21 protein-coding genes and 2 tRNA genes are annotated in these 24,003 nt (G+C 45.4%); 11 read left to right on the forward strand and 12 right to left on the reverse strand.

Translation table 11 applies throughout. The annotated features are described in order from the left end of the window. Positions 1-22: 22 nt before the first annotated feature. From cysI to BO53_RS0106850, 3 genes are all read right to left on the reverse strand, one after another. Positions 23-1,741 carry an assimilatory sulfite reductase (NADPH) hemoprotein subunit gene (gene cysI, locus BO53_RS0106840; protein ID WP_031546811.1) on the reverse strand — a complete coding sequence of 573 codons (1,719 nt, stop codon included), beginning with the start codon at positions 1,739-1,741 and terminating at the stop codon, positions 23-25. A 14-nt stretch (positions 1,742-1,755) separates the two neighbouring features. Beyond that, positions 1,756-3,588 (reverse strand): assimilatory sulfite reductase (NADPH) flavoprotein subunit, encoded by a 1,833-nt coding sequence (locus BO53_RS0106845; protein WP_031546813.1) that lies wholly within the window; start codon positions 3,586-3,588, stop codon positions 1,756-1,758. 119 nt (positions 3,589-3,707) lie between these two features. Further along, positions 3,708-4,442 (reverse strand): phosphoadenylyl-sulfate reductase, encoded by a 735-nt coding sequence (locus tag BO53_RS0106850; protein ID WP_031546815.1) that lies wholly within the window; start codon positions 4,440-4,442, stop codon positions 3,708-3,710. 422 nt (positions 4,443-4,864) lie between these two features. On the opposite strand from BO53_RS0106850, the gene BO53_RS0106855 reads away from it, so the two are divergent. From BO53_RS0106855 to BO53_RS0106885, 7 genes are all read left to right on the forward strand, one after another. Then, positions 4,865-4,936, forward strand: a tRNA-Glu gene (locus BO53_RS0106855). Between the two features lie 20 nt (positions 4,937-4,956). Further along, a tRNA-Asp gene (locus tag BO53_RS0106860) sits at positions 4,957-5,029 on the forward strand. Positions 5,030-5,163: 134 nt separating this feature from the next. After that, positions 5,164-5,865 (forward strand): response regulator YycF, encoded by a 702-nt coding sequence (gene yycF / locus BO53_RS0106865; protein ID WP_031546817.1) that lies wholly within the window; start codon positions 5,164-5,166, stop codon positions 5,863-5,865. Between the two features lie 15 nt (positions 5,866-5,880). Then, complete coding sequence (gene walK, locus BO53_RS0106870; RefSeq protein ID WP_031546818.1) at positions 5,881-7,722, forward strand: cell wall metabolism sensor histidine kinase WalK; 1,842 nt, start codon at positions 5,881-5,883, stop codon at positions 7,720-7,722. Beyond that, a complete protein-coding gene (locus BO53_RS0106875) occupies positions 7,715-9,028 on the forward strand; it encodes a YycH family regulatory protein (RefSeq protein ID WP_031546819.1) in 1,314 nt (437 codons plus the stop codon). The genes walK and BO53_RS0106875 overlap by 8 nt, the downstream gene beginning before the upstream one ends. Next, positions 9,028-9,804: a two-component system regulatory protein YycI gene (yycI, locus tag BO53_RS0106880; RefSeq protein ID WP_031546820.1), complete on the forward strand. Its 777-nt coding sequence runs from the start codon at positions 9,028-9,030 to the stop codon at positions 9,802-9,804. The genes BO53_RS0106875 and yycI overlap by 1 nt, the downstream gene beginning before the upstream one ends. Positions 9,805-9,809: 5 nt before the next feature. After that, positions 9,810-10,598, forward strand: a complete 789-nt coding sequence (locus BO53_RS0106885) for an MBL fold metallo-hydrolase (protein WP_156956113.1) — start codon at positions 9,810-9,812, stop codon at positions 10,596-10,598. Positions 10,599-10,883: 285 nt separating this feature from the next. On the opposite strand, the gene BO53_RS0106890 is transcribed toward BO53_RS0106885, so the two are convergent. Continuing rightward, complete coding sequence (locus tag BO53_RS0106890; RefSeq protein WP_031546822.1) at positions 10,884-11,528, reverse strand: hypothetical protein; 645 nt, start codon at positions 11,526-11,528, stop codon at positions 10,884-10,886. Between the two features lie 104 nt (positions 11,529-11,632). Here BO53_RS0106890 and rlmH point away from each other — a divergent pair, with 104 nt between their 5' ends. Together rlmH and BO53_RS0106900 are read left to right on the forward strand one after the other, a co-directional pair. Next, the gene (gene rlmH / locus BO53_RS0106895; protein WP_031546823.1) at positions 11,633-12,112 is read left to right on the forward strand and encodes a 23S rRNA (pseudouridine(1915)-N(3))-methyltransferase RlmH; all 480 of its coding nucleotides are present in this window, start codon (positions 11,633-11,635) and stop codon (positions 12,110-12,112) included. An 84-nt stretch (positions 12,113-12,196) separates the two neighbouring features. Continuing rightward, on the forward strand, positions 12,197-12,883 hold the full coding sequence (locus tag BO53_RS0106900) for a TVP38/TMEM64 family protein (RefSeq protein ID WP_031546824.1): 687 nt from the start codon (positions 12,197-12,199) through the stop codon (positions 12,881-12,883). A 55-nt stretch (positions 12,884-12,938) separates the two neighbouring features. On the opposite strand, the gene BO53_RS0106905 is transcribed toward BO53_RS0106900, so the two are convergent. Beyond that, positions 12,939-13,982, reverse strand: a complete 1,044-nt coding sequence (locus BO53_RS0106905) for a C45 family autoproteolytic acyltransferase/hydrolase (protein ID WP_031546826.1) — start codon at positions 13,980-13,982, stop codon at positions 12,939-12,941. Between the two features lie 205 nt (positions 13,983-14,187). Between BO53_RS0106905 and BO53_RS0106910 the strand changes: the two genes are divergently transcribed. Then, positions 14,188-15,078, forward strand: coding sequence for an RluA family pseudouridine synthase (locus BO53_RS0106910; RefSeq protein ID WP_031546827.1), 891 nt, complete (start codon positions 14,188-14,190; stop codon positions 15,076-15,078). Between the two features lie 137 nt (positions 15,079-15,215). On the opposite strand, the gene BO53_RS0106915 is transcribed toward BO53_RS0106910, so the two are convergent. The 6 genes from BO53_RS0106915 to BO53_RS0106940 form a co-directional block, all read right to left on the reverse strand. Then, positions 15,216-16,664 (reverse strand): flotillin family protein, encoded by a 1,449-nt coding sequence (locus tag BO53_RS0106915; protein ID WP_037341966.1) that lies wholly within the window; start codon positions 16,662-16,664, stop codon positions 15,216-15,218. 307 nt (positions 16,665-16,971) lie between these two features. Further along, positions 16,972-17,685 (reverse strand): aggregation-promoting factor C-terminal-like domain-containing protein, encoded by a 714-nt coding sequence (locus tag BO53_RS0106920; RefSeq protein ID WP_031546831.1) that lies wholly within the window; start codon positions 17,683-17,685, stop codon positions 16,972-16,974. Positions 17,686-17,980: 295 nt separating this feature from the next. Next, positions 17,981-19,594 carry a BCCT family transporter gene (locus BO53_RS0106925; RefSeq protein ID WP_031546832.1) on the reverse strand — a complete coding sequence of 538 codons (1,614 nt, stop codon included), beginning with the start codon at positions 19,592-19,594 and terminating at the stop codon, positions 17,981-17,983. Between the two features lie 299 nt (positions 19,595-19,893). Further along, positions 19,894-20,181 (reverse strand): 4a-hydroxytetrahydrobiopterin dehydratase, encoded by a 288-nt coding sequence (locus tag BO53_RS0106930; protein WP_031546834.1) that lies wholly within the window; start codon positions 20,179-20,181, stop codon positions 19,894-19,896. A 112-nt stretch (positions 20,182-20,293) separates the two neighbouring features. Beyond that, positions 20,294-21,808, reverse strand: coding sequence for an ABC transporter permease/substrate-binding protein (locus BO53_RS0106935; RefSeq protein WP_031546835.1), 1,515 nt, complete (start codon positions 21,806-21,808; stop codon positions 20,294-20,296). Then, complete coding sequence (locus BO53_RS0106940; RefSeq protein ID WP_031546837.1) at positions 21,805-22,764, reverse strand: ABC transporter ATP-binding protein; 960 nt, start codon at positions 22,762-22,764, stop codon at positions 21,805-21,807. Before BO53_RS0106940 ends, BO53_RS0106935 begins: the two co-directional genes overlap by 4 nt. A 154-nt stretch (positions 22,765-22,918) precedes the next feature. On the opposite strand from BO53_RS0106940, the gene BO53_RS0106945 reads away from it, so the two are divergent. After that, positions 22,919-23,410, forward strand: coding sequence for a nucleoside deaminase (locus tag BO53_RS0106945; RefSeq protein ID WP_031546839.1), 492 nt, complete (start codon positions 22,919-22,921; stop codon positions 23,408-23,410). Between the two features lies 1 nt (position 23,411). Here the strand turns inward: BO53_RS0106945 and BO53_RS0106950 are convergent, their stop codons facing one another. After that, positions 23,412-23,963: a DUF488 domain-containing protein gene (locus BO53_RS0106950; protein ID WP_031546841.1), complete on the reverse strand. Its 552-nt coding sequence runs from the start codon at positions 23,961-23,963 to the stop codon at positions 23,412-23,414. Positions 23,964-24,003 lie beyond the last annotated feature (40 nt).

Here is a 24,003-nt window from a genome sequence, read left to right on the forward strand (position 1 = left end):
AAATCACCTCATTTTTAATATATTAACTGTGGAAATCCTGGCCGGAATGTACTTCCTCAATGATGCCGGCACGTATGACGAAATCTCCAAAATGTTCTCCGTCCATTCTTTCTCTACCGTACTTCAGAATTATCGGACGCAGGCTGTTCAGAATTTCTTTTTCACCAATGTTCTCTTTGTATAACTTATTCAGACGATTTCCTGCAAATCCCCCGCCAAGATACATATTGTATTTCTCCGGGCCTTTTCCTATAAAAGCAATTTCTGCAAGGGCTGGTCTGGAACATCCATTTGGACATCCGGACATGCGGATTACAATCTCTTCTTCATTCAGGCCTGCTTCATCCAAAATCTCTTCTATCTTGTTGATCAGTGTAGGCAGATAGCGTTCTGATTCCGCCATTGCCAGCCCGCATGTCGGGAAAGCGACACACGCCATAGAATTTCTTCTTAACCCTGAGTAGCTTTCTCCTTCAGTTACACCATATTTTGAAATGATCCCTGAGATCTGTTTCTTCTTATGATCTGTAATATTTGCAATGATCAAGTTCTGATTCGGCGTCAGACGGAAATCTCCTGTGTGAATCTCTGCAATTTCTCTCAATGCAGTTTTTAACTTGTAATCTTCTGTATCTTTGACACGACCATTTTGGATAAAGAGGGTGAAATGCCATTTTCCGTTACCCTTGGTCCAGCCATATCTATCTCCATTATTTTCAAATTTGAAGGGGCGATTTTCTTCAAGTTCCCATCCAAGCCTGCCGTTCAATTCATTTTTTATCCAATTCACACCTTTTGCGTCCACAGTATATTTGAACCTTGCATTTTTCCTTTCGGTACGATTGCCAAAATCTCTTTGAATCGTGACGATTTTTTCTGCAACTTCTTTCACTCTATCTTTTGAACAAAATCCTATCGTTCTTCCGAGTTGAGGGTATGTAGCGGTATCACCGTGAGTCATCCCCATACCACCGCCAATGGTGATATTGAACCCTGTTAATTTTTCATCTTCTATGATGGCGATAAATCCCAAGTCCTGGGAATATACATCGATATCATTTGATGGGGGGACAGCAATACCAATTTTAAACTTGCGTGGAAGGTATGTTTTCCCGTAAATTGGTTCAACCTCTTCCTCATCATTGTGGGTGTCTACAATTTTTTCCTCATCAAGCCATATTTCATGATAGGCACCGGTTTTTGGCGAGAGATGATTGCTTATTTCGCCGGCCAACTCATTTACTTCATGGTGGACTTCCGACTGGTATGGATTTGGATTACACATTACATTACGGTTTACATCCCCGCAGGCAGCAAGAGAGTCCATCAGGGAATCATTTATGTTCTTCATTGACTGCTTCAGATTCCTTTTCAATATTCCATGGAACTGAAATGCCTGCCTTGTTGTCAGTTTTAATGTCCCATTTGCATATTCATTGGAGATATCATCCATTGCCAACCATTGTTCAGGAGTGGATGTCCCACCGGGCACACGTACTCTGATCATAAAGCTATATGCAGGTTCCAGCTTCTGTCTTCGACGTTCATCGCGAATATCCCTGTCATCCTGCTGATAGCTGCCGTGAAATTTAAGTAATTTTGTATCATCTTTTGAAATTGAACCGGTTATTTGATTCTCTAACTCTTCTGTAATCGTTCCACGGAGATAATTACTTTCTATTTTAATGCGTTCCATTTCATCTAATTTTTCTATAAGCGTTGAACTTTTATCTTCAGTCATTCTAAAGCCCCTTTCTAATAAACATCCCGTTGGTATCTTTTATCTTTTTTCATCTGGTTCAAATATATTTCTGACTCGTCACGGCTCATGTTGCCTTCTTTCTCAAGGACAGCGATTATTGCTTCATGAACATCTTTAGCCATCTTTTTTTCGTCTCCGCAAACAAAGAGAGAGGCACCATCTTTTAACCATTGATAAAAGTCTTTACTGTTTTCAAGAATACGTTGCTGAACATATATCTTCTCGCCAGTATCACGCGAAAAAGCAAGATCCATACGGCTCAAAATTCCCTCTTTCAGCCACTTTTGCCATTCGGTCTGGTAAAGGAAATCGGTAGTGAAGTGCTGCTCTCCAAAAAATAGCCATGTTTTCCCGCCCACTTCCAATTCTTCTTTTTCTTCAAGATACGATCTGAAAGGAGCGACACCTGTACCGGGGCCAACCATAATGACTGGTGTTTCCCCATCAAAAGGAAAGTTAAAGTTTGGATTGTGGTGGAGATAGACCGGCACGGTATCTCCGGGTTCCAATCTTTCTGCAAACTGTACGGAACATACTCCTGAACGATTGCGTCCATGTGTCTGATACCGTACAGCTCCTACAGTCAAGTGGACCTCCTCAGGGTTGGCTTTGTAACTGCTTGAAATTGAATATTCGCGCGCAGTAATCTTTCTGAGAATTTTAACCAGACTGTCTGGAACAAGGTCTTGGGGAGGGAAATCACTGATGAGGTCAAGAAGATCCCTTCCTTCCAAATATGTTTTCAGTAGTGCTTCATTTTCAACCATTGTCGTCAGTGCCTGATTTCGGAAAATATCAGCAGCTTTGGTTAAAAGAGGCTTCGTCAATCTGGTAATTTCAAAATGGGTGGTAAAGGCTTCCCTGATGGAAAGGGTCTTTCCCTGTGTATTGACAGAAACCGTTTCATCTGGAGACCAACCAAGCTTTTCTATTACCATATCCACTAGTGCTGTGTCATTTTTAGGATACACACCCAGACAGTCACCGGGCTCAAACGGTATATTGAAGTCTTCGAGTGATAACTCAATATGTCTGGTTTCTTTGTTGGATCCACGTCCGTTCAAATTCAAATTTTCCAGAATTTCAGCCATATATGGGTTTGTTCTGGAATATACAGGACTTGCTTCAGAGTCCGGCGCATCTATTTCTGGAATTGAAACAGTCGAATCATTATTTGACGAATTCGTCAGTTTAAGCAGTACATTTCCCATCCATTCTTCAGCAGGTTCATCGAAATCTAAATCACAATCGATTCTTTCAGCAATTCTTTCTCCGCCAAGTTCTTCAAGACGTTTATCAAAATCTTTTCCGGTCTGGCAGAAGAACTCATAGGACGCATCTCCGAGTGAAAGGACTGAAAACCTCAAGTCCGTTAACTTTGGCGCTTTTCTGCTGTGGAGGAATTCATGGAAGGAAACGGCATTTTCAGGTGGATCACCTTCACCATGTGTAGCAGAAATTATGAACAGATCCTCCACTTTCTTTAAATCTTTTGGTTTGAAATTTTCAAGGGAGGAAAGTTTTACGGTAAACTCTTTCTCTTTTAGTCTGGTTTCCAATGATTCCGCCAAACTTTGTGCATTACCTGTTTCAGAACCAAACAGTATGGTTATTTCCCGGGTTTTAGAGGGGCTGTTCGTATTCAGCAGATACTCTGCTACTTCCTGGGACGGTGCATCAACATTTTCTTTAATTCCAGCCTGCTGGTTTGCAGTGAGGTATCCACTGAACCAGATTTTTTGTTCTGTTGTCAGTGTAGGAAGTATCTGGTTGATCTTTTCAGTCTGTTCTTCATTAAACGGGCTATTGGTTACGGTTAGATGCAAGGAAAATCACCTCATCCTATCTGTCTTTTTAATTAATATGGAGGACATATACATATTATCCCTACCATAAAACTATGTTTTAACTGCAAAAAAATATGCTTTTTCAAGCTGGTTGATTCCTATTTGGAATGGTCACTTGCGGTATGCAGTCCACATTCAGTTTTACTGGAGCCGGCCCATCTGCCATCACGTGAGTCACCTGAAGATGAGACTTGGGAGGTACACGGTATGCATCCAATACTTGGATATTGAAAATCGTGAAGTTCATTGTAAGGCAGGTCGTACTTCTGGATGTAATCCCAGACATCATCCCATGTCCAATGGATGAGAGGGCATACTTTAATCGACTTGAAGCGTTCATCCTTATTGACAAAATCGGTATTTTGGCGACTTGGCGACTGTTCCCTCCTCAAACCGGAAATCCATGCTGATGCACCGGACAGGACATCTTCAAGCGGCTTTATTTTACGGATGAAGCAGCATTGGTTCGGATTGCTTTTCCAGAGTGATTCGCCATGTTTTTCTGTCTGCTCTTCAAGTGTAAGATCGGGTTTCTTTAGTTTGATGGACAGTTCAGGGTATCTTTCCTTAACTCTGTCAATCAGGTCATAAGTTTCCTGGAAGTGGATCCCGGTATCCAAAAACACGATTTGAGCATCTTTTTTCACTTTGGATATCAAATTGATGAGTACCATGCTTTCGGCCCCAAAGCTGCAGGAATAAATAATAGAGTCACCAAAGTTTCCATATGCCCATTCTAAAATCTGTGATGCGCCTTTGGTCTGGTCTGCAGGAATTAAATCTTGAAAAGGATCATTTGTAAAACTTTCATAAGTGAGCTCTGATTCTGTCATACTTTTATTAACCCCCTTGTTATATTAAGAATTTTTTCAAAAAATTCTGTCGAAAATTTCATTGACAGTATTTTCTTCTCTTATAGAAAACCTTTAGTTTGCTTATAGAATCCTTCTATAATAGATAGAATTTTTTGAAAATAATTAATTATGAGGATTATCATATCCGATAAATTATTTCATGTCAACGATAAAATATAGTTTTTTACTATGATTTACAGCATCTCAAATCCATGGCTATTTATGGAGGTTAACAAGAAATTAAGCATTTGATTAACTTGTGCTTAAAACTAAAAATTCAGTTGCTTTGAAAAGATGAAAGCAAGAAGACCATTTATTTTCTTTAAAACTTAAAATACAGTTGAAAATGAAATTTATATCATGCTATAATAACCTTTGTGTTCAGAGTCACCATCCAATGCGGCCCGTTGGTCAAGTGGTTAAGACACCGCCCTTTCACGGCGGTAACACGGGTTCGAATCCCGTACGGGTCACTTTCTAATATCATCACCATGGTCCCGTGGTGTAGCGGTTAACATGCCTGCCTGTCACGCAGGAGATCGCGGGTTCGATTCCCGTCGGGACCGTACTTCAGGAGCTGTCAGCATACTATGCTGGTGGCTTTTTTGTTATGGTGGAATGGAAATAAGGATGGAAAAGTGATACATTTATAATGGATATGAGTATGGAAATAGGCACCTAAGGAAAGTGAGGGAATGAAATGCCGAAGAAGATTGTCGTAGTGGATGACGAGAGACCCATCGCGGATATACTGGAGTTCAACCTCGAGAAGGAAGGATATGAAGTGCATTGTGCCTACGATGGAATCGATGCACTGGAAATGATACTTGAAGTCGTGCCGGATATTGTATTGCTCGACATCATGCTGCCGGGCATGGATGGCATGGAAGTATGCCGGGAAGTCCGCAAGACGCACGATATGCCGATCATCATGCTGACAGCCAAAGATTCCGAAATAGATAAGGTGCTCGGTCTGGAACTCGGAGCCGATGACTATGTGACGAAGCCGTTTTCGACACGTGAGCTGATCGCCCGGGTGAAAGCGAACTTGAGAAGGAAGAGCGATACGGGAGTAAAGGACAAGGAACCGGAAAACAACAACATCCAGATAAAGGATATCACGATCCTTCCGGACTCCTATGCCATAAAGAAGCACGGCAAGGATATTGAACTTACCCACCGGGAATTCGAACTGTTCAACTATCTGGCACAGCACCTCTCGCAGGTCATGACACGGGAACATCTGCTTGAGACGGTATGGGGCTATGATTATTTTGGGGATGTACGGACAGTCGATGTAACTGTAAGACGCCTCAGGGAGAAGATCGAAGCAGATCCATCCCATCCTGAATACCTGATGACAAGAAGAGGTGTCGGATATTACATTCAAGGTGACGAATAAAGGAGTTAACTTTTGATGAAGCAGTTTTTCAGAAACTTGCAGTCTCTTCATATAAAGCTTGTTATCATATATGTGCTCCTCATCGTCATCGGCATGCAGATCATCGGTCTGTATTTTACGAATACGCTTGAGAAAGAGTTGACCGGAAACTTCCAGGACAACATCGAGACACAGGTGAGTCTCATAGATACGAGGATCAACGAACTCTACACCGAGTATGGAGATGATAGTGAACAGTTCCGTGAAGAGATTCAGAATCTGCTTTCCGACTATGGAAACAGGCCGGAAATCGAGGAAATCAGATATGTGAACTCTGATAATGTCCTCGTGGGCACAAGCCGAATCTCCAATGAATCGAGCATCGGTTCGAGGATCAATGCCCCGCTCACCGAAGAAGCAATCACTACCGGCACGCGCAATGAGGAGATCTATGTCGATGTGGAACAGAACCATCAGCGTGTCTGGCTGCTCAACCAGCCGGTCATACAGGACAACCAGATCCTCGGTGCCATATATACGGCTTCGAATATAGAAACGGTATACCAGCAGCTGGAGGCGATCAACAACACCTTCATCATTGCCACTGTAATTTCACTGATCATCACAAGCATCCTCGGCATCTTCATTGCACGGACCATTACAAAGCCCATTACAGATATGCGGAATCAGGCGCTCCTCATGTCGGAAGGTGATTATACATCCCGCGTAAAAATCTACAGCAGTGATGAAATCGGCGAACTCGCAGGCTCCTTCAACATCCTGTCGAAGCGTGTCCAAGAGGCACAGGCGAATACTGAAAGTGAGAAGAAGCGCCTGGATTCCGTCATCACCCACATGTCGGACGGCATCATCGCCACAGACCGCAGAGGACGCATCCGTGTCGTCAACGAGATGGCTCTGGATATGCTCGGCATGTCGGGTAAGAATCTCCATGGAGAGGACATGCTGGAACTTTTGAAACTGGAGGAGGATATGGCGCTTGAAGACATCCAGGAGATGAATGAAAGCCAGCTGATTTTCGTCGATCAAGATGACGAGGAGACGACGATCCGGGTAAGCTTCTCGACGATCGTGAAGGATACCGGATTCATCAATGGATATATCGCAGTACTTCATGATGTAACCGAACAGGAACGTGTAGATAATGAGCGCAGGGAATTCGTGGCAAACGTCTCCCATGAACTCAGGACTCCGCTCACTTCCATGAGGAGCTATATCGAAGCCCTCCAGGAAGGGGCATGGAGGAATGAAAAGCTTGCACCGAAATTCCTGGGTGTGACACGCGAGGAGACGGATCGGATGATCCGCCTCGTAGAAGATTTGCTGCAGCTTTCCAGAATGGACAATGAGGCAGAGGAGCTGGAACGTGAAATTGTCGATTTCAACCAGTTCCTGAACCGGATCATCGACCGTTTCGAGATGACGCATAAGGATGATGTGGAGTTTGTCCGCAATATTCCTGAGACTCCGATTTTCACGGAGATTGCCATGGACAAGATGGGACAGGTGCTTGATAATGTCATCTCCAACGCCATCAAATACTCGAACAGCAATTACAAAAAAGTGGAGTTCCATGTGAAACAGAACCGTCTGTACAACAGGATGACGGTCCAGATCAAAGACAATGGACTCGGCATACCGGCGAGCAAGGTCGAGCGTATATTCGAGCGCTTCTATCGTGTGGATAAGGGCCGGGCCCGCAAAATGGGCGGCACCGGACTCGGGCTCGCCATTTCGAAGGAAATAGTGGAAGCACATGATGGCAGGATATGGGCAAACAGTGTTGAGAACAAAGGCACGACGATATTCATCAATCTGCCATGCGAAACGCTCGAGGAGGATGATTGGGATGTATAGGGAAACAGCCAAATCGGTTCTCCTCTTTCTTCTTGTTGTCAGCAGTGCCATACTGACCTATATGGTATGGAGCTACCAGCCGGAATTTTCACAGATTGATACGACAATCGAATCCACCTCCAATATCGGCCAGGGGGAGCCTGTTCCATTCGACAGCGTCATGCGCGCCTATCAGCTCATCTGGGTGGATGGAGAAAATGTCAGAGGAACGATAGAAGAAAATGCTGTGGTAGGTGTCAGAGAATTTCTGGATGGCACCGAAATCGAAGGTATAGATGTCTACAATAATATGAACCGTCTGGAGCCTGCAGTGAAGGAGAATGGTAATGAAGAATTTCTGATCGTCGACTATCCCTCAGAAATACCCTCCAAGTCTCTTTTCCAGGTGCTTGGATTCACATATGAAGGCACTCTGCCCGATTACAACTTCGACCGTATCGTCGTGGACATCGCCTCCCCCCAGGTCACCTTCTATCTGTTGAATGAAGCGCTGGATCGTGTGGCGGTAGCCCAGACGAATATAGACAGCGCGTACCTGCTCTCCATTGTCAATGAGTATGAAAATTCCTTCGAAGACTACACCTCCATCATCACCAACCAGCAGACATCCAATAATAAGACAGCCATATATGGACCGGATGATCCGGGGGAAGTGAGCATAGAGAATTTTCTTTCGACACAGATCAGCATAGACACGGTCAATGACCTGCTTTTCATGGAAGATGAAATCAGCGTGACCCAGAATGAGGATGTGTATGTATACGAAGGGGAAAACAGTCTGGCGACCTACAACACGGAAACCTACAACTATGTATACACCAATCTGGATGAATCCCTGACGTCCGATCGCAACCCCCATCAGACCATCCAGCGGAGTTTCAATTTCCTCAATTCCCATATAGGTCTAGCACCGGAACATATGCTGTTCGACTATGATGAGGAAGGCAGCCAGTCGACATACCGGTATACATTGAATGGCTACGCCGTGTTCAGTGATGAAATTGCCCATACCGTCACAACGAAATATGGCAGCAATGCACTGTTCGAATACGAACGGCCCCTGCTCTACATCAATGCACAGATTCCAAGTGAAGAAACGAAGTCACTTGCCCGTATTGAAGATGTCCGTTATCAGATTGCCCTGAATGAAGACATCGACCTGCAGAAAATATCGAAAATCACCATCGGTTATGATATGCGCTTCTCGGAGTCGCAGACGGAACTCAATGTGGTCGAGTTCTTACCAGAATGGTATGTGAAGTACGACGGGGAATGGATGCGGTTCAATGAAGGGGGTCTGGAGTAATGGATTGGAAATTGACCAAGTCTCTCTATATTCTCGTTTTTCTGCTCATCAACGTCGCCCTCCTCATGATGTACTACAACAAGCAGCAGGAGGACATCAGGGAAATTGAAAATTCACCAGGGGTGCTTGAAGAAACCAATATCGACCTGACACAGCTTCCCGAGCATCAGCCTGAAAAACTGAATATACTCGCTGGTGAGAAAGTGGACTTCAACGAAGTCGAAGAAGTCTCTGAAGCCAGTGTTGAAATTATCAATGATGGCTACATCATCCAGGAGGATTTTGAAGCTGGAAGCGGTACACTCGAAATGACGGCGGAATCCCTCCGGAGGCATAAGGAAGAACAGGTTTACAGGGGCGGAAATTACCAGTATGATGACATAATGAGCAATGACAACGCCATGCTTTTCAACCAATACTATGGTGATTATCCGATTTTCAACAATGAAGCGGCACGTTTGATATATAGAGGGAATGGTACGGAAGCGATAGAATATGAGCAGGGTTACATCACAAATCTGCGTGAAAACAGCCTTACTTCCCCGATTGCAGTCAGAAATCCAAGACAGGTTGTGTCGGATCTCTATATGCGGCAAAGGATATCCGAGGAAGCAGTGATAGAAAATGCAAGACTCGGCTACTATATTATCCTGAGCGATGATGACCAGGTGCTTCTCAGACCGAAATGGGAACTCCAGATTACAGATCAGGGTGTCGAAAAGGCAATTTATGTCGATGCCATCAGTGAAACAGAAGATATTATCGAAAGTGAGTGACAGTAATGAAGATGAGCGTGTTAGCCAGCGGTTCCACCGGGAACAGCACGTATATAGAAACTGAAAAAGGCAGCCTGCTCATAGACGTGGGACTCTCCTGCAAACGTATAGAGGAGTCGCTGAATACATTGGATACTTCCTTGAAGAATATCGATGCCATACTCATCACCCATGAGCACAGTGACCATATCAAAGGTCTCAAAGTCATTTCCAAACGCTATGGCATTCCAATCTATGCCAATGAGAAGACGTGGCAGAGGATAGAAGCCAAGGATATCGAAGTCCATAGCGACAAGAAGTTCCACTTCAATCCCTTGGAGGAAAAAGAACTGCTCGGCATGGATGTACAATCCTTCAGTGTCTCCCATGACGCCATAGATCCACAATTCTATACATTCATGAAAGACAACAGGAAACTCTCCATCATCACCGATACAGGTTATGTCTCCGATCAGATGAAGGGTATCATCAAGGAAAGTGACTGTTTTGTATTTGAAAGCAATCATGATGTCGATATGCTCAGAATGGGCAGATATCCATGGGTGACCAAGCAGAGGATACTATCCGATGTCGGACATGTTTCAAACGAGGATGCTGCACACGCCATGCGTGACGTTATAACCGACCGTACAAAACGCATATATCTCAGCCATCTGAGTTTGGACAACAATATAAAGGAACTGGCGAAGATGAGCGTCGAGCAGGTACTGAACCAATATGATATCGATACGGACAACCATGTAACGATAAGCGATACAGACAAAGCCGTACCGACAAAGATATATCAGATATAAAAGTTATCCACGGAAATGTGTGAAAACTCTGTGGATAAATAGTCATAAATGTGGGTAAAGTATAAAAAGTGTGGATAAGTAAGCAGTCAGTCGTGTAAAACTGGCTGTTTTATTTATATTTATGTGGATTTAATGAGTAAACAAAAGTAATATTCATGAATAATGAGTATTTATCCGTGGATATGTTAAAAAAATGTGGATAACTATTAGTCTATGCATGAAAATAGATGAACTACTGTGAATATCCTCACTATAGTTCATCTACAATACTGTGGATAAGTCAAACTAACCGGCGTTTCTTTCAGCAAAAATCTCCTTTACCGACTTCTCATCAATCTGACTATTTCTTATACCTTCTTCATCACAGCACATCTCCCCATAGACAGTAAACGTATCATTGGTGTATTGATAGATGAAAGGGACGTCCGTTTTCTCATAAAGGTTCTTCATCAAATTTTCGACGGCTCTCGAAGAAGTGGAAAATGAAATTTCCAGGTTTTCCTCGTCGACCACCGTATCTATCGCATTCCCTTTTGTATTCCAGTGATCATTCGCCCATTCGAAGAAGTCAGGATAGCCATATTCCATTATATTCTCATAATATTTCTGCCCCAGGTCTATGCGTTCCTCTGCCACCAGAATCTGTTCCTTTTCCTGAGCGGCTGCCTGCGCAATAATCTCCTCGACATTCGTATAATGCTTATCCTTGAGATCTTCAATGAGAGAGACCTGCTCTTCCCTGTCGAGGGTGTTATAGTAGGAGCCAATGGCGGCATCCTGATAGGGGATGTGCTCTACCTTCAGAGCGTCCGGTATCGGTTCTATTGAATTGAAATCAAAATCTTTTCCGTCTTTGATGGCGTAATCGATTATCCTCCGAAGCTCGTCCAAGTTCCGGAATTTCAGTATACTGTAAGTTGTATTTGACATATGATTACTCCCTTCTCACTTTATGTGTATAAAGTTACTCTAATTATTTAACAATTCAGAATTATAGTCAAGCTATTATAGCTCGTACAAAAGGATGATTTAAAATGAAAGTCACACTGATCAGTGTTGGAAAGTTGAAAGAAAAGTATTGGAAGCAGGCTGTTGAGGAGTATAAAAAGCGTATCAGCGGCTATGCAAAGCTCGAACTCATTGAAATCCCCGATGAAAAGGAGCCGAACAATGCAAGTGCTAAAGATATCGAAATTATCAAGGAGAAGGAAGCTGAGAAGATTCTATCCAAAATCAAGGATACACAGCACGTGGTCACCTTGGAAATTAAAGGCAAAGCGTATACCAGTGAAGCATTGGCAGAAGAGTATCAAAAATGGATGAATACCGGCAGGAGTGATGTCGTATTCATCATCGGCGGCAGCAATGGCCTTGGAGAAAGTGTGCGTAGGCGTTCCGACCAGGCAATCAGTTTCGGCGCCCTCACCTACCCTCATCAGATGATGAAAGTCATGCTGCTTGAACAGATATTCAGGGTGAATAAGGTCATCAGGAATGAGAGTTATCATAAATAAAACTGATCATATAATGATATGATTAAAAACTCAAATTTACTGAACATCAAGGGGCTTCAAGCCTAAGTCAAAGGGAGGGAATTTATGAGTTTGGATAAAGAGCGCAATGGCATTTTCCGTCTACGTTCGATATTGTCTTTGATTATTCTGATCGTATTGGGTGCATCATTGTTATGGGCGGGCTTCAATCTGAATCTGCCTGAACCGGAGGAGATGAGGGAGATTATTCTTAGCTATGGCTGGGCCGGCTGGCTGGTATTCCTAGGTATTACAGCAGCATTTGCCATCACCCCCATCCCCATAACGGTACCTGCCCTGGTGGCCGGTTCACTCTATGGTCTGATTATAGGGACAGTGCTCTCCCTCTCTGGAGTGATGCTTGGCTCCTGGATTGGCTATTGGCTCGCGCGTACACTGGGTCAACGTATCACCTTTCAACTCCTGGGAAGCCATGGTTCCCTTGTAGAGAATTATCTCCGCAATGCGGGATTCTGGGCCATGTGTACGGTGAGACTGATGCCCGGCCTGCCATACTGGCCGGTGAATTATGGTGCTGGAGCTTTGGGTATAAAGCAGTATGCATTCATATCCGCTACTCTTCTGGCCTCCATCCCCGGGCAGGTTTCTCTTGTGGCTTTAGGTGCCTTTGCAGTGAATCCGTCAGTGTTCCGTGGCGTGATAGTGATTGTTGCGTGGATTGCAGTAGTGACTTTAACCTGGGTCTCTTATCGTTACTGGGGACGTATAAAGCGTCACACGAAGGACTTTTGAGTAGATTTAAATTTTCCAGTACCGATATGAAAGTTACTCAAAGATTGGGAATCTTTTAACCCATGTTCACAAAGGGACGGTGGTACTCAAGAGTTCCTTTGATTTGCTTGACGTTGACATTGTCGCCTTTCAGCCATTTGTTGAAGTCAAAGATGACCGGTTTCTTGTCTGGACCTATCACGAACCATGCTTTCAATTCTTTTGGAAAATAGACGGAAGTGTGTATCGTTCCTGCTGAAGCGTCATATTTGTTGGAAAATACGCCATGTGCGGGATCGTTCATTACTTTAAAAGCCTGGTATGGGTTGGTCGCTTGCTGCTGCTCGTACTGTATCGTTTCTTCCCGCTCGCGTGTTTCCTGTTGGCGATAACGGTTCTCTTCATCCAACAAGTGGAAATGGTTTGTGCATACATTGGATCTTCTGACGGCGACTCTCCTCGGCGATGCTTCAACGACGTAGGATTCACCCTCGGCATCCAAAAGGATATAGCTGAATGAGTGTCTGTGAGGAAGGTCTTTCAATAGAGATATGGCTTCCTCCACGTTTGCGCATGTCTCTAGTACCAGACGGCCAATCATATTGCATATGAATCCATCGTCTGAATTTTTACTGTGGGTGAAGTTGTAGCCCATCACAAGTCCTTTTTCATTCATACCGTCTATTCTTCCCGTAATCTGCATGGAGGGGCCGATTACAGCGTATCCGGAGTCAGTGGGTGCGTAGAACAGATAACGCCCTTCATATCCACGCGGATGGCTGTCGTAATTGCGGACCATGAAGTCGGCATCGGTGAAAACAGAACAGCCGCTTCGTGTATATTCCAAATAATAACCGCCGAATAGCCGGAATGCCTTCTCCATTTCCATCTCGAGTGCATCAGCAAGTCCATGAATTTCCTCCAGTATGGCTGGTGAAAAATTTGAAATTACACTTTTATATTCTTCAGGATTGATTAGAAAATGCCGATCTCTACGGGATTCCCATTGTTTTTCACGGTTGGGCAGAATCAGGGATGCTTTAAGCAGTTCTCCCTGGAAATAGCCAAAATCATAATGTGTGCCTCTATATTGAATAACATCGCTGTAAAATTCCTTCATCATATCTCCGCCTTCGTCTTTAATGAACATCCGATTCCAGCTTTATGGAATATGGAACGCCTGATAATATTAGAATACATACTATAGTCTACCCATTTTCTATTACTCTACAGAACCGTACTTATATTTTCCAAATGATCATCAGTCGTTTAGAATGAATAGAAGACAGTAATCAAAAGAGAACGAAGTAAAGGAAGTTTTTTTAATGAAAAATAAAAAGCAGTCAAGCGGACCGGATGCAGAATGGAAAGTACAGGAATCAACAGAACTATTGAAATATCTATTTGAAAAGATGCCTTCACGCAGTCGCAAGTCAGTGAAGGGGATTTTGGGCCGCGGCCAAGTGTATGTAAACGGTGAAGCAACGACCCAGTTTAATGCGCCTCTCCATCCTGGAGACCGGGTTGAAATTCAATCCCATTTTGGTGCCAGAAATGTAAAAATCAAAGGAATCGAAATTCTGCATGAAGATGATGATGTGATTGTGATTGAAAAGGAAGCGGGTCTGCTGTCGATTGCGTCGGAGAAAGAGAATCAGATGACTGCCTACCGTCAGCTCGCAGATCATGTACAGCGCAGTCATCCCAAAAACCGGATTTTCGTCGTCCATCGGCTGGACCGGGATACTTCGGGAGTCATGATGTTCGCCAAAAGCAAAAAAGTGCAGCAAAAGCTGCAGAATGCGTGGAAGGACGTCATTTCGGAGCGGTCCTATATCGCACTGGTCGAAGGAAGGGTGGAGCAGGATGGGACGATCACTTCCTGGCTGACGGAAGATAAAACGCTCACTGTGCGGTCGAGCAAAAATCCAAACCATGGGAAGAAAGCTGTAACCCACTATAAAGTATTGAAGTCCAATCGAAATTTATCATTGATGCAAGTCGATTTGGATACGGGACGTAAAAACCAGATTCGTGTTCATATGCAGGAACTTGGTCATCCCATCGTGGGGGATAAAAAGTATGGCTCCTGCAGTAATCCGATTCGGAGGATGGGGCTGCACGCCCATGTCCTGGCTTTCAGACATCCGACGACTGGAGCGTCCTTACGTTTCGAATCGGAAGTTCCAAGTGCGTTTATGCGAAACTTCAATTGACTTTAAATTGGAGCAGGATGTAGCTGCTGGATCTTTAAAGGCAGAAACAAAATGGATATGCTAAAAACAGGGTCGGGCCATTATGAATAATGGCCCGACCCTGTTTTTAATTCCTGTTGTAAATAATGCACCTGATGCTAAATGGAATAATCGTCCCTATCCTGTTCAGGTGTGTCAGCAGGCTCTTGATCCTTTTCTTTCTTTTCGTCGTTGGATAGGTTTCCGAGGAAACTTTCCAGATCGAAACCGGTCATCTGTCCCATGCTTTCCTGAAGCTTGGCCATGGTTCCTGTGACTGTGTTCGGCAATGAATTCAGCTGGTCTCCACTGCCACCATCCAGAATGCGGATGGATTCCACATTGCCCAGTGATTCACTGACGGCTCTGGCGAATTCAGGCATGATTTCAATGAACTGTTCCAGGATGATGACGTCTTTGTGCTCAGCCATTGCTTTGGCACGGCGTTCAATGGCTTCAGCCTCTGCCATGCTCTTCTCCCTGATGACTTCCGCTTCGGCCTTACCTTCGGCCATGCGTGCCTCGGCTCTTGCTTCAGCTTCCTTGGTGCGTGCATAGTAGTCTGCTTCAGCCTGCTGTCTGCGGACCTCCACCTGCTGCTTCTCAAGCGCCACATCATTTTCACGCTCCATCTGGCGAAGCTTCAATTCATTCTGCTTCTCCTGCTCGCGGATCTCCAGACGTTGACGTTCCACTTCCAGGCGCCTCTCTTCCTCTTCAAGCTGGCCGGCGGCTCTGGCTGCTGCATTTTCCTTCTCGGTTTCAGCAAGTATCTTGGCGTCCTTCAAGTCTTTTTCCTTGCGGCTGTCGGCGATATTCATTTCTCTCTTGTACTGTTCATTGGAAATGTCTTCATTATCTTTAGCCTGCTGGATTTCTGTTTCACGCCTATTTTCGGATTCTGCGATTTCTGCTTCCTTCTTCACCCTGGCTATCTGCGGGCGGCCGAGGTTTTCAAGATAATTTTCATCATCCTTCAAGTCCGATAGGCCCAGTGAAGTGATTTTGAATCCCATTCTGTTCAGCTGGTCCTGGGCGATTTCACGCACTTGCTCGTTGAAGCTCTCGCGATCCTTGTTGATTTGCTCCACTGTCATCTTGGACAGGATCGCTCGCAGATTTGAATTCAGGACTTCGGATATTTCATGTTCGATATCCTCCTGGTCCTTACCGAGAAACTGTTCTGCATACTTTACGATGCCATCCAGGTCATCGGCCACTTTTACAGTTGCGACAGCCTGACCGTAGATGCCCACCCCTTCAAGTGTATAGACCTTTGGTGTTGAAATCTGCAGCTGGAATGATTTCAGGGATACTCTCGTACCGGTCTGGAAAAGTTTGAGCCTGTGGCCACCGCCACGGATGACCTTCATATAACGGCCCTGGTCGTCTTTATATATATTCGTCTCTTTGGTTTCATCCCCGAGATTCGGTCCGGTAACGATGAGTGCTTCGTTGGAAGGAACGGTACGGTACCTGGCCTTCATGAACAGATACCAGCCAATGGCTCCAGCGATGAGCAATGCGGCAACTGCGAGTATTATTATCAATGTGCCTGTAAGTTCCATATGTATTCTCCCATCTTTGTAATTTTACGTCATGTCTAGGCAGCAGATTGCAAAAGACTGATATGGATTACGATTAATCCCCTCCCGTAAGCGATTATATGAGTCAGCTATTCTGAGACTTGCACATAGTCAGTGGGCCTCCTATTTTCAATGAAAAGAGAGCACACTGAGAATGGGTATATCTCCATGGTATCACTTTTAATAAAATTTGTTATATTCAGTAAAAAATTATTGGATAATTTAATAAAAAAACTCCCTTATGAATTGAGATTTCCAATTCATAAGGGAGTAGATACGGGCGAAGATCTTACCACCAGTTGTTTGCTTCACGGAATTCGATGGCTTCTGCAACGGAGCCGTAGCGTTCTTCTGCATAGTTCAGCATGCCTTCAGTCTGCTCCTGTACGGAACCGGTGCCCCAGGACTGCTTCGTCTGACCGAGGCCTCTGTAGCCCAGTTCATTGACGGCATTCGGGTTGCCGCTGGATTCCGGCATTACGATGGACTGCCACATTGCTTCTGAACCGCCTGCTGCGAGGAACTGTTCCTTCGTGGAGCCGTCAGCTGCAGGCGCCGCTGCCTGTACATCCTCGACCTGCTGCGTCTGTTGTGCCGGCGCCTCTTCAACGACCTGCGGTGCTTCTTCCTGCGGTGCTTCTTCCGTCACTTGTGGCGCAGTTTCCTGAACTGGTGCTGCTTCAGTCACCTGCGGTGCCGCCTCCTGAGGGGCCTCCTGTGGTGCTGTCTCAGCAGCCTCTGGCGTCTCTACGCTGTAGCCGCCATAGGACCATGTATAGTGTGTACCGTTGGATTCGAAGCTGTAGTTTACACCGTCGACGGTGAAGTTGTAGCTGTATTCACCTTCGTGGATCGGTGCATTGTTCAGTGCGCTTGAATTGTTCTGCGCCATCTGTGCGAGTTCAGCTTTATTGACCTCTGAAGCCTCTGCATTCTGATCGGCTGCGATGCCGGATACGCCAAGTCCAAGTGCGAGTGTTGTCGTCAGTATTGTTTTCTTCATAGAAATTTTCATCCTCCATAAATGGGTTTATATCATCAATCGATTGTTTGTCATCTTTGGGGTGCATCACGTTTTGATGTCCTGCTTTCTCAAGCACAAGACCCACTATAACACGCTTATCCGCCACTGTGGTTACAGCCACATAATAAGCAGGTTACAATATACACCGATATCTGTAATATGGAGATGTGACTGTATTATTTCTGAATATTCCAATACCCTGTTGAAGTTGATAAAATGATGTCTCACTAATATAGAAAGAAGCAGAGTTTTCTCTGCTCCTTTCTATCTCAAACTATAGATCCCTTTCATCGATGCCTGCTTCCTTCTGCTCCTGGTACTCCCTCTGTTCCCTGTTGAGGTACTCTTTCATGCGATGTTTGTTCGGAGTGATGGTAAGACCTAAATATTTTCTTTCTTCATCGGCATCCTTGTAGAACGAAATCATCATCATGATGATGACGAAGCTGAATGGCAATGCTGCAATGATGGCTGCAGACTGAAGGGCCTCGAGCCCTGTCTCCCCTCCGGAAAGGAGAAGGACATAGGCGATGGATGACAGGGCAATCCCCCACACGATTTTTATCCTTGCTGATGGACGCAGTGAACCATTCGATGTCTGCATCCCCAATACGAACGTGGCGGAGTCGGCAGATGTGATGAAGAATGACGATATCAATATGATTGCTATGATGGAAAGCGGTACACTGAGCGGCAGTTCATTGAAAATGGCGAACAGCTGCGTCTCCGGTCCAAGTTCCACAATGGATGGCACTTTGTCGGCAATCTCAATGCCGGTGACGCCAAATACGGTGAACCAGATGATGCCGATGGTGGTCGGTACGATGAGAAGTGCCATAATGAATTCACGGACTGTGCGTCCCTTGGAGACACGCGCGATAAAGATGCCAACGAAAGGACTCCAGCTCAGCCACCAGGCCCAGTAGTAGATTGTCCAGGCCTGCAGCCAGTCATTTTTCTGATGGCTCAGCGGCGCTGCATCAAGGGTTCTTGCTACAAATGTGTTGATGTACTCCCCAGCAGCAGTCGGCAGCATATTCAATATCAGCATTGTTGGACCTAGTATGAGAACAGTCAAAAGCAATATAGCTGCCAACACCATGTTCAGGTTGCTCAAATATCTGATTCCTTTTGTCAAGCCGCTCCATGCACTGGCGAGGAAGAGGATGGTCACCACAGCTATGATGATGCCCTGCATGCTCAGGCTGATCGGGAGGCCAAACAGATAATTCAGTCCCCCGTTAATCTGTGTAGTACCGACGCCAAGCGACACGGCAACCCCTATTACTGTGGCGAAGACGGTGAGCACATCAATGATGACACCTAAAGGTCCGTCGACTTTATCCCCTAATATCGGACGCAGCGTTTTGGAAAGCAATCCTGATTCGCCTTTTCTGAACTGGAAATAGGCAAGGGCCAGAGCAACTGCGCCGTACATTCCCCATGCATGTGCACCCCAGTGGAATATGGTCGCACGTATGGCCTCGAGTATGGCTTCTTCTGTTTCAGGTTCGGCAGTTGCGGGCGCGATGACGTGCGCAATGGGTTCGGACGTACTGTAGAATACAACACCGATGCCCATCCCGGCACTAAAAAGCATGGTTAACCATGAACGGGTACTGAATTCCGGCTTATGATGCGGCTTGCCCAATTTCAATTTCCCAATGGGGCTGAAGATCAGAAAAACACAAAAGAACAACATGGCGGATGTGATGATCATGTAATACCATCCGAAGTAGTTGCTTACCCAATCTGCTATGGCACCTGACACTGCCCCAAACCGCTCTGGGTTGATTGCACCAATAACTACCAATAATGCGACTATAATGACTGAGTATATAAAGACATTCGATAACTTCCTACTGTCAGGATTTGAAGAATCCTTCATTGATCTGCTCCTTATTGTGCGTGGGATATAATCTCCACTGTATTTACGTTCATATAAATAAATAACCTATTGATAGTAACAAAATTAATGGAGAAGCACAATTTGGATTTCCATAATCCAATGGATAAGCTGCCAAAAATCACATTATATAGACGTTATATTTTATGTAGGAACATTGATTTAGAGGTGTTTAACAAGTACCGCATAGCGTTACAAATTAAAATGGAAGACTGTTCTTCAAAAGCCCTTGAAAAGATAATGCCCATGGGAGTCAGCTCCCATGGGCATTATGATGGTATCTATTTCTTTGTCTGCTCAAAAAGGCGATACAGGTTCTCACAGGCCTTGGCTCCGGCAATATCCTTTTCAGTCAACTCCTTTTTGGAGAAGGTCGTCCAAGACACTGTGACTGTCGTATGGTTGATTGTTATTCCTGGGTGGTGCTGGGTCCCTTCAGCATAGATGCTTATTTTTTCTGTAAAATCGATACCATCCAAATACTTGGCAAACTTAAATTTCTTGCTTATCTTTTCTCCCTCGAGTGCCCAGCCATCCAATTTCTCCACTTCGGATTTTACATCTGACATTATGACTCCCCCTTTTATTTATACCTTTATACTCTACTTCTACCCTACTGGGTGAAAGGTATTTGGTTTTCCTAAAAAAAGACAGTGCCCAGTTGTACTGTCCATTCAATTTCTACTCTATCAGACCGGCTTCTTCCAAGTAATCCTCTGCAACGACATAAGGGTCTTCACTTTCGACTGCCACCCTGTAGTTCATTTCCTGCATTTCCTCGTTGCTGATCATACCACCGAGTTTATTCAATGGTTCGATGATTTCAGGGTGTTCATCGAGGAATGACTGCTTGAAGAGGGGGGCGCCCTGGTAAGGAGGAAAGACATTCCGATCATCTTCAAGGATGACCATGTCGAACTGTCTCAGTTCCGCGTCAGTGGAATAGGCATCGACAAGGTTGATGTCTCCGCCCTCCACCGCCTGGTACCTTAAGCTTGGTTCCATGGTTCTGATATTATCGAAGTCGAGACTATATGCCTCCTGTATTGCCGGCCAGCCGTCTTCACGGTCGTTGAATTCCAATGTAAATCCTGGACTGATCTCGTCTTCGATGCTTCTCAGGTCTCCAATCGTCTCCAGGCTATTCTCTTCTGCGAATTCACGTTTCACGGCAAGTGTATAGGTATTATTGTATTCCATCGGTTCAAGCAGCGTCATGTCGAACTGTTCCTCGAGGCTTCTATTGGCCTGTTCATATACCGCTTCTTCCTCTTTGGAATCCAGTTCTTCTTTTGTCAGCTCAGCGAGGACCGTTCCTGTAAATTCGAGATACCCATCTATATCGTCAGACCTTAATGCATTGAACAGGAAGGACGTTTTGCCGAGACCATCTTCGACCTCCACCGTATAATCCGTCTCCTCTTCGATGAGGATTTTGTACATATTCGTAATGATTGAAGGCTCGGTGCCGAGCTTCCCTGCGATTGTTATCGTATCTCCTCTCTGTGCGAGGAGCGGAGCGGCGGAAATCAGCAGCATTGCGACCAGTATGGTGCCGAGTGTAATGATGATTCTTTTATAGGAGAGGTTCTGTATCACCCGAAGCGCTATATCAAAAAAGATGGCAAGCAGGGCTGCTGGTATGGCACCGAGGATGATGAGTGACGTGTTGTTCCGATCGATTCCAAGCAGAATCAGATCACCGAGGCCGCCAGCCCCGATGAGTGCAGCGAGTGTCGCGGTACCGATGATCAGTACCATTGCGGTGCGTATGCCGGCCATGATGACGGGCATCGCAATCGGAAGCTCGACTTTGGTCAGGCGACGCATCGGCTTCATGCCGATTCCTTTGGCAGCTTCGACAAGCGAATCGTCGACTTCGTCTATGCCGGTAAAGGTATTCCTCAGGATCGGCAGCAGTGCATAGATGACCAGTGCAATGATGGCGGGCACCTTACCGATGCCGAATAATGGAATCATCAGACCGAGCAGCGCAAGGGAAGGGATGGTCTGGAGCACTGCTGCTATGTTTATAACGACTTCGGATAACTTTTTCGTTTTTGTCAGCATAATGCCGAGGGGCACACCGATGATGACCGCAATAAGCAGCGCGATGAAGGATATCTGTATATGCTCGATAAGTGTTGTGAGCAGTTCGCCTTTTCTTGCATTCAAAGTTTCGAAGAATGTATTCATCGGTCGTCACCCCGCTGACTGGTATCGAGGTATTTGAAGATATCCCTATGCTTCAGCACTCTTCTTTCATCATTCTCTCTGACGAGAATGCCTTCATGTTCTGATAAGTATTTATACACATCCTGTATGGAAGCTTCATGGGAGACTTCCGGGTAGTCTCCCCGCTCCCCTGGATGGAGGGGAGGATGATCTTTAGCGATATCTCCCACCGTCACCTGCTGCATCCTGTACGATTCAAGGTCACCGATGAACTCCCTGACAAAGTCATTTTTCGGGTTGGTCATGAATCCTTCGGGGGTGTCGATCTGTTCGACATGACCTTCTTTGAGGAGGCAGATGCGGTCTCCAAGCTTCAGTGCCTCCTGTATATCATGCGTTACGAATACGATCGTCTTCTGTATCTTCTCCTGAAGATCTGCGAGATCATCCTGAAGCTTCTCGCGGCTGATGGGATCGAGTGCACTGAATGGTTCATCCATAAGTATGACTGGCGGATCCGCAGCAAGTGCCCGTATAACGCCGATGCGCTGCTGCTGGCCGCCGGATAGTTCAGCCGGCATGCGCTTCTTGTACTGCTCCGGCGGCTCCAGTCCGACCATCGTAAGCAGTTCATCTATCCTTTTGTCGATGTCTTCATCCGGCCATTTCTTCATCTGCGGTACTTGCGCAATATTCTCCTTGATTGTCATATGCGGAAAGAGTGCAATCTGCTGGAGTACATACCCGATATCCCAGCGCATTTCGTAAACAGGATAGTCGCTGATCGGCCTGTCCTTGAAATAGATATAGCCTTCACTCAATGGAATGAGGCGGTTGATCATCTTCAAAGTCGTCGTCTTGCCGCAGCCTGAAGGTCCGATGAGGACAAAAATTTCCCCTTCTTCGATTTCAAAGCTCACATCGTCCACTGCAACCTTATCACCATAGCGTTTTGTCACATTTTCAAATTTGATCATATTTAATCTCCTATTGGATGTATTACCAGTAATTATAGAGAAAGAAGAATATAATGAAAATAATTTCAATTGGAAGCGTACTTGTTTGACGGTGTACTGGGGCCCGACTATGATTGAAGTGACCAGATGAAAAAATGTTGGAAAGGGTGGAATCATGATTACTGAAACGGATCGTAAATATTTGAAACGGTGCATCGAACTGGCCCAAAAAGCATTGGAAGAAGGAAATGCCCCGTTCGGATCCATACTTGTATCCGAGAACGGCGAAGTGCTCTTTGAAGATCATAACCGGACTTCTGGAGGGGACAATACACAGCATCCGGAATTCGCAATCGCCCGATGGGCCGTCAATAACATGCACGAAGCGGATCGTCCTCATGCGACCGTATACACTTCAGGTGAACATTGTTCCATGTGCGCCTCCGCCCATGCTCTGGCAGGCCTGGGCCGGATTGTCTATGCCAGTTCAACCAGACAGCTGAAGGGCTGGCAGGAAGAACTGGGCATCGGTTCCGGACGGCTGAAAGGACTGTCGATTCAAGAGGTCGTGGAGGATATTACAGTGGAAGGCCCGGATGAAACTCTGGCTGAAGAGGTAAAGAAATTGCAGTATGCCTATTTCCAGTCCCTGTCCGGTTCCGAATAGATCAGACATCCTGGGGGTAGACTACGGTGCCATCGGCTTCTATGATCGGTGCCGCGCCCCATCTTCCCAGTTCATGGCTGACCAGTTCAGGTTCGTTTTTGGAGTTGTTGATGATATGCTGCACCTCCCAGTCGTTTGCAGCGAGCCAGTTGCTTATGATCAGACGGTGGCATCGTGCAGGATGCCTTTCCGAGCACATATAGACGACATTGTCCTCCCTGGCCCTGGCTTCCAGCATTTCCATGCCTTCTTTGAACTCATCCGTCAGGGTATAGTCTGCATAGTTGTGGAATGACCGGTTGTCCCAGCCGCTGTTCAAATCGCTGCCGACAACTCCAGATGTCCCCCTTCTACCCCCGAGCATTGGGAAATGCGCATAGTCCATCTTTTCTTCCCGGAGCCATGCCTTCATTTCATCCCCATTGAACTGTGGATGTTTTCTGCTGTAGGGGAATGCGCGGACATCCGCTACATACTGAATATCCGCCTTTCTCAGCATATTAATAAACTGTTCTTTTGTATTGGTCGAATGACCTACAGTGTATATCTTCATCCGTATCACCCTGGTCTGAATTATTTTCCAATGGTTTTTA

Source organism: Salinicoccus luteus DSM 17002 (assembly GCF_000712035.1).
Lineage (GTDB): Bacteria > Bacillota > Bacilli > Staphylococcales > Salinicoccaceae > Salinicoccus > Salinicoccus luteus.

Coding starts and splice junctions, on each gene's coding strand:
- cysI (WP_031546811.1), bottom strand. CDS start 1,741: ATGACTGAAGATAAAAGTTCAACGCTTATAGAAAAATTAGATGAAATG.
- BO53_RS0106850 (WP_031546815.1), bottom strand. CDS start 4,442: ATGACAGAATCAGAGCTCACTTATGAAAGTTTTACAAATGATCCTTTT.
- yycF (WP_031546817.1), top strand. CDS start 5,164: ATGCCGAAGAAGATTGTCGTAGTGGATGACGAGAGACCCATCGCGGAT.
- walK (WP_031546818.1), top strand. CDS start 5,881: ATGAAGCAGTTTTTCAGAAACTTGCAGTCTCTTCATATAAAGCTTGTT.
- BO53_RS0106875 (WP_031546819.1), top strand. CDS start 7,715: ATGTATAGGGAAACAGCCAAATCGGTTCTCCTCTTTCTTCTTGTTGTC.
- yycI (WP_031546820.1), top strand. CDS start 9,028: ATGGATTGGAAATTGACCAAGTCTCTCTATATTCTCGTTTTTCTGCTC.
- BO53_RS0106885 (WP_156956113.1), top strand. CDS start 9,810: ATGAAGATGAGCGTGTTAGCCAGCGGTTCCACCGGGAACAGCACGTAT.
- BO53_RS0106890 (WP_031546822.1), bottom strand. CDS start 11,528: ATGTCAAATACAACTTACAGTATACTGAAATTCCGGAACTTGGACGAG.
- rlmH (WP_031546823.1), top strand. CDS start 11,633: ATGAAAGTCACACTGATCAGTGTTGGAAAGTTGAAAGAAAAGTATTGG.
- BO53_RS0106900 (WP_031546824.1), top strand. CDS start 12,197: ATGAGTTTGGATAAAGAGCGCAATGGCATTTTCCGTCTACGTTCGATA.
- BO53_RS0106905 (WP_031546826.1), bottom strand. CDS start 13,982: ATGAAGGAATTTTACAGCGATGTTATTCAATATAGAGGCACACATTAT.
- BO53_RS0106910 (WP_031546827.1), top strand. CDS start 14,188: ATGAAAAATAAAAAGCAGTCAAGCGGACCGGATGCAGAATGGAAAGTA.
- BO53_RS0106915 (WP_037341966.1), bottom strand. CDS start 16,664: ATGGAACTTACAGGCACATTGATAATAATACTCGCAGTTGCCGCATTG.
- BO53_RS0106920 (WP_031546831.1), bottom strand. CDS start 17,685: ATGAAGAAAACAATACTGACGACAACACTCGCACTTGGACTTGGCGTA.
- BO53_RS0106925 (WP_031546832.1), bottom strand. CDS start 19,594: ATGAAGGATTCTTCAAATCCTGACAGTAGGAAGTTATCGAATGTCTTT.
- BO53_RS0106930 (WP_031546834.1), bottom strand. CDS start 20,181: ATGTCAGATGTAAAATCCGAAGTGGAGAAATTGGATGGCTGGGCACTC.
- BO53_RS0106935 (WP_031546835.1), bottom strand. CDS start 21,808: ATGAATACATTCTTCGAAACTTTGAATGCAAGAAAAGGCGAACTGCTC.
- BO53_RS0106940 (WP_031546837.1), bottom strand. CDS start 22,764: ATGATCAAATTTGAAAATGTGACAAAACGCTATGGTGATAAGGTTGCA.
- BO53_RS0106945 (WP_031546839.1), top strand. CDS start 22,919: ATGATTACTGAAACGGATCGTAAATATTTGAAACGGTGCATCGAACTG.
- BO53_RS0106950 (WP_031546841.1), bottom strand. CDS start 23,963: ATGAAGATATACACTGTAGGTCATTCGACCAATACAAAAGAACAGTTT.